Here is a 12,318-nt window from a genome sequence, read left to right as displayed (position 1 = left end):
GAAGTCTCAGTCCAGTGCCCGCATCTTCATGGCGGCGCACATCCTGATTGGCTCAACCCCGGTCGCATACCATGTGGCCTGGGCCTGCCGCGCTTCAGCCGATCATCACCGGCCCGAACAGAACCGCAAATCCCGCCACCCCCATGCCCAAGCGGCGCAAAGGTGTGAAGGCGCCAATCAGGGCATAGGAAATCAACGCCAGGCCCAGCCCGATCTGCACTAGCGCCACGAGAGCCGAGACCGGATCGGTGGCAATCGCCATGATTGACGGATTGGCAATCATCGTCAGAGGAATGATGTAGAGCCCCACGCCGAGGCTCATGGCGGTGACCGCCACCTTAAGCCAGTTCTCACCGATCATGCCCGCGGCAATAAACACTGCGCCGCAGACTGGCGGCGTGATGGTCGACAAGAGCGCAAACCAGAACACGAACAGATGCGCCTGCAGCGGTTCCAGCCCCAGCTTGGTCAGCGCCGGCCCTGCAACCGAGACGCAGATCACGTAAGCCGCGGTGGTTGGAATTTCCATCCCCAGCACCAGGCAGGCAAGAGCGGTCAGCAGCAGCGACGGCCAAAGCAGCCCACCTGAAGCCGACAGGATCAGCGAGGTGATCTTGACCCCGAGCCCGGTGATCGACAGCACGCCGATGATGATCGAGGCGCACAGGATGATGGCGGCGATCATCGAGACCTGCCTCGCCGCATTGATCACCGCGTTTTCAAGCCGCCCCAGTGTTCGGCCGAGATCGAAGCTGCCATCCGCATGGAAGAACAGCATGACGAAACCGACCAGGATCGCCAGGCAGGCAGCATATTGCGGGGTATGCTGGGCTACGAAAATGCCCCACATCAGCACCGCGAACGGAATGGCAAAGAAGGCCGAAGTGATGATCACCGCACTTGGGGACGGCCGGTCTTCGACGGCGAGGCCTGCCAGATCATAGCGCCCGGCATAGGCATTGATCCCGACCCAGACGGCGAAGAAATACAGGAACGCCGGCAGGATCGCCGCGGCCATGATCGCGGTGTAGGAAACGCCGGTGAGTTCGACCATGACATAGGCGCCCGCCCCCATCAGCGGCGGCATGATCTGCCCGCCCGACGACGCCACCGCTTCAACCGCAGCCGCAAGCCTTTTGGGATACCCAAGCTTTGTCATCGCAGGCAAAGTGATCGCGCCGGTCGAGGCCACATTGGCCGACGCAGAGCCTGAGATGGAGCCAAACAGCGCCGACGAAATCACCGACACTTTTGCTGCCCCGCCCTTGAGCTGGCCGGCTGCGGCAGACGCGATGTTCATGAAGCCCTGGCCCGCCTCGCCGGCATTGAGAACTGCGCCGAAAATCACGAAGATCGCCACGACACTGACTGAAACGCCAGCAAGGCTGCCCCAGATACCGCCCTCGGCGATGGTCAGCGTGCCAAGAAAACTCGCAAGCGGCGTTCCGGAGTGACCGAATTCGCCGGGAATATATTGGCCGAACAGCCCATACATAAGCGCAATCAGCGCCACCAGCGGCAATGGCCAGCTGATCGCCCGGCGCGCGGCCTCAAGCACCACCACCAGCAGAGTGACCGCGATTGCGACCTGATAATTGCCTTCCAGGAACCCGTACTGATCGCCGAGCATCGAGTGCTGCCAGGCAACCCAGATGCTCGCGGCCATTCCGAGCGTGCACAGAACCGCGCCGCTCAGCTTTGAAAACCTTCCGCCCTCGGCAAAGAGGAAGATCCACGGCAAGGCAAAGGCGAGATGCAGCGGCCTGCTGACAAGATTGGGGACCAGTCCCCAGAAAATCAGCCCCAAATGAAACACCACCAGGCACACAGCGCTGACAATCATCGCCTTCCGCATCAGACAGTTCCCGATTGGTGATTGCATTCTTTGCAGGGGTCAGCAGACACGACATTCCCCGGCCGCAACGACCGGGGAATGTGCAATCTGATTACTGCTGATCCGCCGAAAGCTCAAAACCGGCTTCGGTGTAATACCGGATCGCACCAGGATGAAGCTTGGTGGTGATGTTGGCCATCAGGGTCTTGTCAACGCCATTCCACCATGGCGCACCTTCGGCCATCGCAGTCTTGCTTTCCCAGAATGTCTTGGTCAGCTCATAGGCAGCATCGTCACTCATCTGAGTGGTGGTAAACGCTGCAACCGGAAGCGATGTGGTCGCAATATCGGCAGTCTGGCCGGCATAGGTCCCGGCCGGGATAACCAGCTTGGAGCGCTTTGTCTCGGCAATCTGCTCATCGCTGAGCGAGAGCACCACCACGTCGGCGGAAGCAGCAGCTTCGATCACGTTGGGAGCCGGCCATGAGCCTGCGGTCACAAAGCCGTCGATCTGGCCATTCTTCAATGCAGGCACGGCGTTTGAAAGCTCAACCTCGGCCAGAGTGACCTTGCCTTCAAGACCAAACAGCTTGAGATATTTCTCGCCTTCGGTGGCACCAAAAGAGCCCTTGCCCAGCAGGATGGTCTTGCCTTCCATGCCGGCAAAGTCAGTGGCACCACTGGCAGCCGACATGACGAAATGCATGGTCAGCGACGGGATCGGAAACAGCGCCCGGATCTCGTCAAATTTCGGATCGCCCTTGCCCTCGAACATGGCCTTGCCGCCTTGGGCGAGACCGACGAGTGCGGGCGGTGTGGTGAAGACATAGTCGCCGCCCCGCGCCTTGACTTCCATCACGTTCTGAACCGAACCCTGGCTTTCCTCAACCGTGACGATGACATCACCATTGGTGCCGTTTTTCATCGCTTCGGCGAGCTGTACGCCCATCTGGTAATAGGATGACCCGGTCTTGGCGGATTTGTAGGTGATGCGCGTTTCAGCGAACGCGGCTGATGTGACGAGGCTGGCGCAGAGGCCGAGTGCAAGAATGACTGTCTTGTTCTTCAATTGCTTTTCTCCCAACAAGCGTTTGAATTCAGAATGTGATCCTGAAACCTCGTCTTCGCATGAAAGGAGCCTGATCGCAATTTGCAAAAACAGGCGTTCCGTCGGCCCTTGCCGCACCATCCATTCGGCAGTTTTCTATGGGCAGACGCCAGCCGCGGCGACCAGCTATCGGTGCCTGAGGGCATAGCCCAGCGTGAATTTGTTCATTTCAAGTCAGACAGATACGCGCTTCACCTTCACTCTTCCCCCAAAAGCACCATGGTGCCGCGTTTGAGTGTGGCAAGCAGGTTTTCAAGCTGCGCGGCGTTGCGGGCAGTGAACTTGAAACTCGAAGAGCTGGCATAGAAGAATTCGGCAAGATCCGCCGGGCTGGTACCGTGGGCAACAAGTACCTCCCTGCGCTCTTCAAACAGTACTGCCAGCAAATCGATCTTGCCCTGTTCGACCTGGTGCTGGGTCGCCGTTTCCGGATTCCAGTAACCGGCCATCAGATCTCTGGCATCCGGCATCTGCTTGATCTGGTCGAAAAATCTGACAATGGCGCAGTCGAGAAAGATGTCTATACGCTCACTGATCGTTGTCGCAGAACGCCAGGCATCGGTCACTTCGCTGACCACCCGCTGGGAAATGAGCATCATCGCAGACGCCACGATCTCCTCCTTGTTGGCGTACCGCGCATAAAGGGTCGGCCTTGAAATGCCCGCACGCTCGGCAATATCACCCATTGTTGCCTTGCGCACGCCATAGCGCGCACAGACCTCGATGGCGGCATCCAGAATTTTTTGATCACGATCATTCATATCAAACAACTTGACATTTATTGTATAATTGTAAAATGTTTTTCTCAGACCTGACAGGGATCATGGTTTGCGCTCGTCGTTTCCGCGATCCCGGCTGGACTGCATTCTTATGTATCGACGATTGCTGCTGATGGAGGCAAGCCGATGAAGCTGACCGTAGACGGAAAAGTCCGTGAGGTCGATGTCGAACCCGAGATGCCGCTTTTGTGGGTGTTGCGCGACGAACTCGGTATCACCGGTGTAAAATACGGTTGCGGCATCGCCCAGTGCGGCGCCTGCACAGTCCATGTTGATGGCGTTGCCATCCGCTCCTGCCAGCAGCCGGTCGGCGATCTCGAGGGCGAGGTCACGACAATCGAAGGCCTTGGCACACCTGACGCCTTGCACGCGGTTCAGGCTGCCTGGATCGAACATCAGGTCGCCCAGTGCGGCTACTGCCAATCCGGCCAGATGATGTCAGCCGCCGCCCTTCTGTCGGACAACAGCGACCCGAGCGACGAGGACATCGACGACGCCATGAGTGGCAACCTGTGCCGGTGCGGCACCTATCCGCGTATTCGAGAAGCCGTGAAGACCGCCGCCAAAACAATCCGGAGCGCTTGATATGGGCCGTTTGAAAACATTCACCCGCCGCGCCTTCCTGATCGGATCCGTGGCTGTCGCGGGCGGCGTCGCCTTCGGCGCCTATATGGTCAAGCGCCCGCATGACAATCCGCTGCTGGCGGATCTGGGCGACGGGCAAGCAGCCATCACGCCTTACGTTCGCATTGATGCCGACGGCGTCACCCTGATCACCCCGCGCGCCGACAAGGGCCAGGGCGCCTACTCGGTGCAGGCAGCGCTGATTGCCGAAGAGCTTGATGTCGAGCTGGATCAGGTGAAGATCGATCCCGGCCCGCCCTCGCCTGCCTACTGGAACACGGCGCTGGCTGATGAAGCGGCCGGATTCATGGTTCCGGGCGACGGCATCGGCAATCACGCCGCCTACGGCTTTCTCTCGGCAGTCATGAAGCTCATCGGCATGCAGATCACCGGTGGATCGACAACGGTGCCCGACGGTTTCGTCAAGCTTCGCCAGGCCGGTGCCGTGGCGCGTGAAACCTTCAAACTGGCCGCGTCGCAAAAATCAGGCGTTGCGGTGGCGGAGATGAAAACAAGGGCCGGCATGGTCCTGCTGCCCGACGGATCATCGCTGTCCTATGCCGAGCTGGCGCCGCTGGCAGCTGGCATCGAACCGCCGCAAGAAGTCGCCTTGCGCGCGCCGTCCGAATGGCGGCTGATCGGCAAGCCGATGCAGCGTGTCGACATCATTGCCAAATCCACCGGCACGCTCGATTACGGCATCGACCACAAGGTCGACGGCATGGTGCATGCGGCGATCAAGCTCAATCCCGCCCAGATCGGCCCGATCATCAGTTTTGATGCCAGCGAAGCGCTGAAAATGCGTGGCGTCAGCAAGGTGGTTCAGATAACCGGCGGCGTTGCGGTCATTGCCGACAACACCTGGCGCGCGTTTCAGGCAGCCGAGATGGTTGAGGCGGAATGGGGCCCGGCGCCGTTTCCGGCCACGATGGACGAACACTGGGCTGCGCTGTCAGCGAGCTTCAGTGAGGAGTCGCAGGACAGCCGCAAGCGTGACGACGGCGACGTCGAGATCTCAATCGCCGAAACCGGTAATCTCGTCAGCGCAGAATACCGCGCCCCCTATCTGGCCCACGCACCGCTGGAGCCGATCAACGCCATCGTGCGGATTGATGATGACGGTGCGGAAGTCTGGACTGGCACCCAGATCCCGCGCTTCATCCAGAACAATGTCGGCAAGATTGCCGGTATCGAGCCTGAAAAGGTCAAGGTGCATGCGCTCTACATGGGCGGCAGCTTCGGCCATCGGCTGGAGGATGAGGTGGTCAAGCAGGCCGCCGAGATCGCCGTCCAGATGAAGGGAACACCGGTCAAGCTCACCTATTCACGCGAACAGGACATGGGTCATGACTTCACCCGCCAGATCGCGATGGCGCGGATGCGCGGCGTGGTTAGGGACGGCAAGGTCGAGACCTATGATTTGGGCATCGCCATGCCGTCGGTCGTGGTCTCCCAGATGGGCCGTCAGGGCCTGTCTGTGCCCGGCCCCGACAGCCAGATTGTATCGGGCGCATGGGACCAGCCTTTTGCCATCCCCAATCACCGCGTCACCGGCTACCGCGCGCCCGAACTCGCGCCAATCAGCTCCTGGCGCTCGGTCGGCGCCTCATCGAACGGCTTTTTCTACAATGCAGGCCTCGATGAACTGATCCATGCCGCTGGAGCAGATCCCCTCGAGGAGCGACTTCGGCTCTGCAACAATCCCGACGCACGCAAGGTGCTCGAGGCTGTAGCGGAAATGTGCGGATGGGACGGCGTTCTCGGCAATGGTCGCGGCCGCGGCGTGGCGCTGACCCAGTCCTTCGGTGTTCACTGCGCCGAGGTGATCGAGGTCACCAGCACCGAATACGGCATGAAGATTGACAAGGCCTATGTCGCCGCCGAAGTGGGCACCGTTGTCGATCCGGTCAATTTCGACAATCTGGTCAAGGGCGGCGTTGTCTTCGCGCTCGGCCACGCCATGAATTGCGAAATCACCTATACCGACGGCATTGCCGACCAGAGCAATTTCGACAGCTATCAGGGCATGCGGATGTATCAATGCCCTCAGATCGAGGTCCGCGGGCTGGAAAACGGCGAACATGTCTATGGTATCGGCGAACCGCCGGTACCGCCCGCAGCGGCGGCACTTGCAGGCGCCATATTCGCCGCGACAGGCACGCGGCTGAGGGAAATGCCGTTCAGCAAATTCGTCGATTTCGCCTGAGAATATCTCGCCTTGAAAATCCGCCCCGGCAGCAAGGCCGGGGCATTCAACACGGGTTCCGCTGTACGCTGACAACAGCTCAGGAACAGAACCATCACCGGGCGAGGCCAGCATATCAAGACACCGGATTTACTGTTACTCTGAGCCCACGCCGCCGTGCGGCACCAGCAGGAAAGACGCGTGACAAGATGCAAACATCAGCTTCAAAAGACAGCAACTTCCCATCGCTGGAAGGTGCCATTCGAAACCCCTCCAACCCGAACCACCTTATGGTCATCCGCCCGATCAAGCGCACAGTCAGGGTCCATGTCGGCGATGCCCTGATTGCACAGACCCAAAACGCACTCCGCGTCATGGAGATGGGCAAATCCCTCTATGACCCCGCCGTCTACATCCCTGCATCAGACGTGGTAGGCAGTCTCGAACCTGTCGACAAATCAACCCACTGCCCGCTGAAGGGCGACGCTAGTTACGTCACTTTCAACGGCGACGAAATCGCCTGGACCTACGACCGGCCGCTTGAGGGTTCCAAACAACTCGCCGGACACTTTGCGTTCTGGCCCGATAAGGTGAAGATCACGGAAGGCGACTGATCCGGAGAGCCGTTCCCCGGCGGGCACTCGGCCAGCTCCGAAGTTCCGATATTGAAAGAAAAATCGCCAGTCGGCCTGTAAGCCGGGTTCTGTATGGCCTTGACCCTTGCGAGCCAAAACGTGGCAGCCATTCCTCTGGGATACGCATTACTGCGCACCTCAAGCAACCTACCCGGATGATCAACCCCGGAAAAGGGCCGGGCTTGCGCCCTGCGTCATCCCTATTCGGTCTTGCTCCCGGTGGGGTTTACCGTGCCGCTTCCGTTGCCGGTCGCGCGGTGGGCTCTTACCCCACCCTTTCACCCTTACCCCGCCATCTCATCGCCGGCCAAACCTGCAATCAGGCGCCGGCAACCAAAAGGCGGGGCGGTTTACTTTCTGTGGCACTTTCCCTGGGGTCGCCCCCGCCGGACGTTATCCGGCACCGTTTATCCGTGGAGCCCGGACTTTCCTCCCCCTGCTGTCTTTCGACGTTGCAAGGAGCGGCTGCCCGGCCGACTGGCGCGCTCTCCTTAGACCACCGGGAACCATATGACCAGCCAGACGTTGTTAGTTCAGCTGGAAGTCCTGATCTGCAGTACAGCAATCGAAAAAGCCAAACTTGCCACGAGAAAACTTGGGTGCCCGGCAAGCTTCAAGAGGCTAAGCCGCCCGTTTTTGAACGACAACAGCATAAATTCACCAATTGGTTGATCCGAACCGACATAACAACCTTAATTGCCCTTTAATCTATAAGATATACAAATCAGGATCGTTCGAGGCAGGCTTCGAATAGTCATCAGAGGTTCCAGAACGTGCTCAAAAATTTCTTTACCGGCGGTATTGATTCTCCACAGGCGATCCAGACCGCGCTTGAAGCAATCCGGAAACACCTCAACATGGAAGTCGCTTACGTCGCCCGGATAGAGGGAGATACAGCGGTGTTTGAGGCCGTTGATGCCGCGGACCCAGCCACGCCAATAAGGCCTGGGGTTTTTATGAACCTCAACGATATCTACTGCGGTCATATTCTCGCAGGGCGCCTGCCGGAACTTATACCCGACACGGCGGACTACGGACTGGCAATGTCCATCCCCATAAGCCGGCTCGCGCCTGTTGGCGCCCATATCGGCGTTCCTATCACCTCCGCGTCCGGCGAAACGCTGGGTATGTTTTGCTGCCTCAGCCAAGGCGCCCAACCAACTCTCAATCAGCGCGATCTCGAGATCATGCACGTGTTCGCCGATCTGGTCGGCTCTCAGATCATTTCGGAAGTCAAGAATGACCGGCGGCTCGAGCACAATCGTGCGCTGATTGAAGCCGTGCTTGACGAGGAATCCTACCGCTGTGTTTTTCAGCCGATCGTCAATCTTTCGACGAGACGCGTGACTGGTTTTGAATCTCTGTGCCGGTTTTCATCCGAACCCTATGTTTCACCCGACAAATGGTTCGCCGACGCACACGCTGCAGGCCTTGGAAGCCGGTTGGAGCTGGCAGTCATCAAGACGGCTCTCGGGGCGCTCGATCAGCTACCGAACGACGTCTATCTGTCGGTGAATGCCTCGCCATCCACCATCATCAAAGGCGGCATCGAGGCATTCATTGACAAGGCAACCGGGTCGCGTCTTGTTCTCGAAGTCACCGAGCATGACGCGGTGTCAAACTACCAAACACTCAGTGAAGCCCTGGCGCCTCTGCGAAAGCTGGGTGTTCGACTGGCAATTGATGACGCGGGCGCAGGCTACGCCAGCATGCACCACATTCTCTCGCTTGCGCCCGATGCCATCAAGCTGGACATGACCCTGACCCGCGACATCGACAGTGACGCGGCTCGGCGTGCGCTGGCTTCAGCGCTGCTTTTCTTCTCCCGCGAGACCAACAGCGTCATCATTGCCGAAGGCATTGAGACCGAGGCCGAAATGGCCACTCTGAACCTGCTGGGCGTGCCTTTCGGCCAAGGTTACCTGCTCGGCAAGCCGGCAGGACTGTCTGCAGCTCTCGAAATGTCCCTGGGGCCCAAGTTGGAAGTGGCCATCAGCGCCTGACAAATGGCGACGGCGCTGAGGGACGGATCATTTCCCGGGGACTGGACTGCGCATTGCTTTGTGATTGACAAACCACAGCCGTGGAAATAACTGGGCGACAGGGTGAAGGCCCCTGCCGCTCGCTGGCTCGTCCATGGTGAAGTCCTTCGCATTATTTTTCATCCACCGATTTCAGTTGAATGCGGTCTGATGGCAACGCGAGCACCCTTCTTTATCCGCATCCAGACACTGAAAGAGGTTTGTGATGACAGGATTGTCTACACCCCAAGACAACATCTACCTTGCCGGCCCGCTGCCGGCACTTTTCGCCAAGACCGCTACACCGATCATTGTCGTCATGGGCGTCAATGGCCTGTTCACCGTGGTCGACGCCTATTTTCTCGGCGCCTATGTCGGGGCCGACGCGCTCACGGCGGTCACGCTGATGTTCCCGCTCTACATGTTGCTGGTGGCGCTTTCGACACTGGTGTCGAATGGCTTTGCCAGCGTCTTTGCCCGGCTGCTCGGCGGTGGCGAGGGCTATCTGGCGCGCACTGTTTTTACACAGGCCGTCCAACTGGCCCTGGTCGTCTGTGCGGTGCTGATCGCACTGTTCCTGATCCTTGGCAGGACGCTTGGTCTCATGGCTGCCAACGGTGATGCCGCACTTGCAGGCATGGGCCACACCTATATTTCCATCCTGGTCCTGTGTTCGCCGCTGGTCTTTGTGCTGGCCATCAACATCGCAGCCCTGCGCAGCGAAGGCTTGCTAACCGCAATGGCAGCGATCACGCTGATGTCGGCGCTACTCAACATCGCCTTCGATTACCTGTTCATTGTCGAATTTGGCGCAGGCGTCGCAGGCTCGGCTTACGGAACGGTGCTGGCGCAACTCTGCGCCATGTCGGCGGTGGTCCTCTTCCGGCGGACACGCAAGCCGGGACGCACTTCCGAACGAGCACCACTTTGGTCTGGAACCAACCACTGGGGCGAACTCCTGGCACTCGGGGCGCCATCGAGCCTGGGTTACATCGGCTTGGCGCTCTCAGCCGGATTGACGCTGTTTTGCCTTCAGCTTTGGGCTGGAGACAGCTACGCCGCAACTGCCGGCGCGTTCGGCATCATCACCCGGCTGATTACTTTCAGCTTCTTGCCTCTGTTGGGCATGAGCATGGCCTTCCAGACCATCGCCGGCAACAATTACGGCGCCAGATTGGCAAATCGAACCGACAGAAGCATCATCCTGGCGCTTGGGCTGGCGCTGATCTATTGCGCAATCGTTGAACTGATCTTTCTGACCACGCGCTCCGAGATCGGGTCCATCTTTGTAGAGGACCGGGCCATCATCGGCGAGATCGGCCGGATCCTGCCCTATACAGTCATCACGATGGTTCTCTTCGGACCGCTGATGATGATCGGTTCCTACTTTCAGGCGATTGGCGATGCACCGCGCGCCGGACTTGTCGGCCTCTCCCGGACCTATCTGTTCGCGCTGCCTTTGACCTTTGTGCTGCCGTTCTGGTTCGGCGAACCCGGAATCTGGTACGCGGGCATGTTAGCTGAATTGCTGGTACTCACACTGACCGTAATTGTCCTGTGGCACCGGAGCAGGAGCGTCGGCAAGCGATGGGGCCTGCTCGAAAACGGCGTCTGACATAACGGCCCAAGCAATCGGCGGCGCCCCGCATCGGGTGCCGCCGGCAAAGGCTGGTCAACCAAAGCCGCAGCGGCCAAGTTCTAAAAATTTAGTCAATGAAATCAATTATATTTGCAACATCAACTTAATCGAATTTTGCATCCAATGAGGTAGGTACGAAACAATAAATTTTTAGGTAACAATTTTTATTTCAGGAGAGCGTTTCCAAAATGCTATTTGACAAATTGTGTTCCAAGCTCGTCAAGAAATTCAACACCTTTTCTGAAAACCAGCAAGGCAACTTCGGCATTATAATCACTTTGCTGATCCCGCTTTTGATCCTGGTCGCCGGAGGTATGGTGGACATCGTCAATGCTCTTGGTCAGAAAACCCGCTTTCAGGATGAATTGGATGCAGCCATTCTGGCGGCTGTGCACGAGACGACAAGCGAGGCGCAACTCAACAGAGCACAAACCTACATAACCGAATTTTCGGAGTCCGGGCTTTCAGACATCGAGATGGCCGAAGCCGGCATGTCGCTTGTCGTCAAAAAGAACAGTGACGGGAGCCTCACTGGGACGCTGCGGATGCCGCATCCGACCGCCTTCCTCAGCATCATCAATCTCGACAATATTCCCATTAGTGTCACCTCGACGGCCATAAAAACCGGCGGCGCAAGCCCGGCTGCGGCAGGTTGCATCTACGTGCTTGGAAACAAGAGCCAGGCCGTGCTGATCAACAGCGGCGCCAATCTCGATGCAAAGGAATGCGAGGTTCACGTTCACTCCACCTCGTCCCCTGCCTTCATCATGAACGGCGGCTCGACCATTGAAACCGCAAAATTCTGCGTCAAGGGAACAAATTACATCAAGAATGGCGGTACCTTGACCAACCTCAAGGTCAAATGCGAGGCCGCGGACGACCCTTACGCCGGCAAGATCGCTGAGCCCAGCGTTCCTTCCGCCTGCGTCACCCAGGGCGCAATGAGCGGCAGCACCTTCTCGCTCAATCCCGGCGTCCATTGCAATACGACCTTCAATGGGAGCCCGAACGTCACCTTCAAGCCAGGCCTGCACATCATCAAGGGCCGCATGATCCTCAACTCCGGATCCACGGTTACGGCCGAAGGCGTAACCTTCTATTTCCCTGACGTTTACAGCGAAATCCGCGCAAACGGCGGTCTTAAATTCACCGCATCAGCCCCAACATCGGGCGCCTACGCCGGAATTCTGATGTTTGAGAAGACATCCGATGCCGCCAACAATGCCCAGAAGCAGCAATATGTCTTCAACGGGTCGCAGGGCGAAAATCTGACCGGCATCATGCATTTGCCCAACCGCGATGCGGTCTACAATTCCACCACCAACCAGACCAACAAGATCTCCCTTGTCGTCAACACCCTGATCATGAACTCGGCAAACTGGAAACTGTCGCCCTATGATGGAGGCGGCGCTGGCAGTTCTGGCGGTGCCGGAGGCGTCGTCCGTCTGGTTCGCTGAACTTTTTGAAAATTGTCTGGAACAAAATGGCTTGCC

At 58.5% G+C, this 12,318-nt stretch carries 9 protein-coding genes and 1 other RNA gene; 6 read left to right on the top strand and 4 right to left on the bottom strand.

Features of this window, described 5'->3' with window-relative positions:
- Positions 1-94: 94 nt before the first annotated feature.
- The 3 genes from WNZ14_RS21670 to WNZ14_RS21660 all read right to left on the bottom strand — a co-directional run bounded on the left by WNZ14_RS21670 (position 95) and on the right by WNZ14_RS21660 (position 3,703).
- Entirely contained in the window at positions 95-1,855 is a 1,761-nt protein-coding gene (locus WNZ14_RS21670) for a TRAP transporter fused permease subunit (protein WP_342870775.1), read from the bottom strand.
- Between the two features lie 91 nt (positions 1,856-1,946).
- Positions 1,947-2,903, bottom strand: a complete 957-nt coding sequence (locus WNZ14_RS21665) for a TAXI family TRAP transporter solute-binding subunit (RefSeq protein WP_342870774.1) — start codon at positions 2,901-2,903, stop codon at positions 1,947-1,949.
- 236 nt (positions 2,904-3,139) lie between these two features.
- Complete coding sequence (locus WNZ14_RS21660) at positions 3,140-3,703, bottom strand: helix-turn-helix domain-containing protein (protein WP_342870773.1); 564 nt, start codon at positions 3,701-3,703, stop codon at positions 3,140-3,142.
- A gap of 144 nt (positions 3,704-3,847) precedes the next feature.
- Between WNZ14_RS21660 and WNZ14_RS21655 the strand changes: the two genes are divergently transcribed.
- The 3 genes from WNZ14_RS21655 (at position 3,848) to WNZ14_RS21645 (ending at position 7,144) form a co-directional block, all read left to right on the top strand.
- Positions 3,848-4,306 (top strand): (2Fe-2S)-binding protein, encoded by a 459-nt coding sequence (locus WNZ14_RS21655; RefSeq protein WP_342870772.1) that lies wholly within the window; start codon positions 3,848-3,850, stop codon positions 4,304-4,306.
- Position 4,307: 1 nt separating this feature from the next.
- The gene (locus WNZ14_RS21650; RefSeq protein ID WP_342870771.1) at positions 4,308-6,551 is read left to right on the top strand and encodes a molybdopterin cofactor-binding domain-containing protein; all 2,244 of its coding nucleotides are present in this window, start codon (positions 4,308-4,310) and stop codon (positions 6,549-6,551) included.
- A gap of 188 nt (positions 6,552-6,739) precedes the next feature.
- Positions 6,740-7,144 (top strand): DUF427 domain-containing protein, encoded by a 405-nt coding sequence (locus tag WNZ14_RS21645; RefSeq protein ID WP_342870770.1) that lies wholly within the window; start codon positions 6,740-6,742, stop codon positions 7,142-7,144.
- A gap of 62 nt (positions 7,145-7,206) precedes the next feature.
- Here WNZ14_RS21645 and rnpB read toward each other — a convergent pair.
- Positions 7,207-7,646, bottom strand: an RNA gene (gene rnpB, locus WNZ14_RS21640) — RNase P RNA component class A.
- Between the two features lie 292 nt (positions 7,647-7,938).
- Here rnpB and WNZ14_RS21635 point away from each other — a divergent pair.
- From WNZ14_RS21635 to WNZ14_RS21625, 3 genes are all read left to right on the top strand, one after another.
- A complete protein-coding gene (locus WNZ14_RS21635; RefSeq protein WP_342870769.1) occupies positions 7,939-9,168 on the top strand; it encodes an EAL domain-containing protein in 1,230 nt (409 codons plus the stop codon).
- Between the two features lie 244 nt (positions 9,169-9,412).
- The gene (locus WNZ14_RS21630) at positions 9,413-10,801 is read left to right on the top strand and encodes an MATE family efflux transporter (protein WP_342870768.1); all 1,389 of its coding nucleotides are present in this window, start codon (positions 9,413-9,415) and stop codon (positions 10,799-10,801) included.
- A gap of 212 nt (positions 10,802-11,013) precedes the next feature.
- A complete protein-coding gene (locus WNZ14_RS21625) occupies positions 11,014-12,282 on the top strand; it encodes a pilus assembly protein TadG-related protein (protein ID WP_342870767.1) in 1,269 nt (422 codons plus the stop codon).
- Positions 12,283-12,318 lie beyond the last annotated feature (36 nt).

The sequence above is a fragment of the Hoeflea sp. AS60 genome (assembly GCF_038900115.1).
In the GTDB taxonomy this organism is placed as follows: Bacteria; Pseudomonadota; Alphaproteobacteria; order Rhizobiales; family Rhizobiaceae; genus Hoeflea.
Note: the sequence above shows the minus strand (reverse complement) of the source record. Positions and strands in the feature narration are given on the sequence as shown.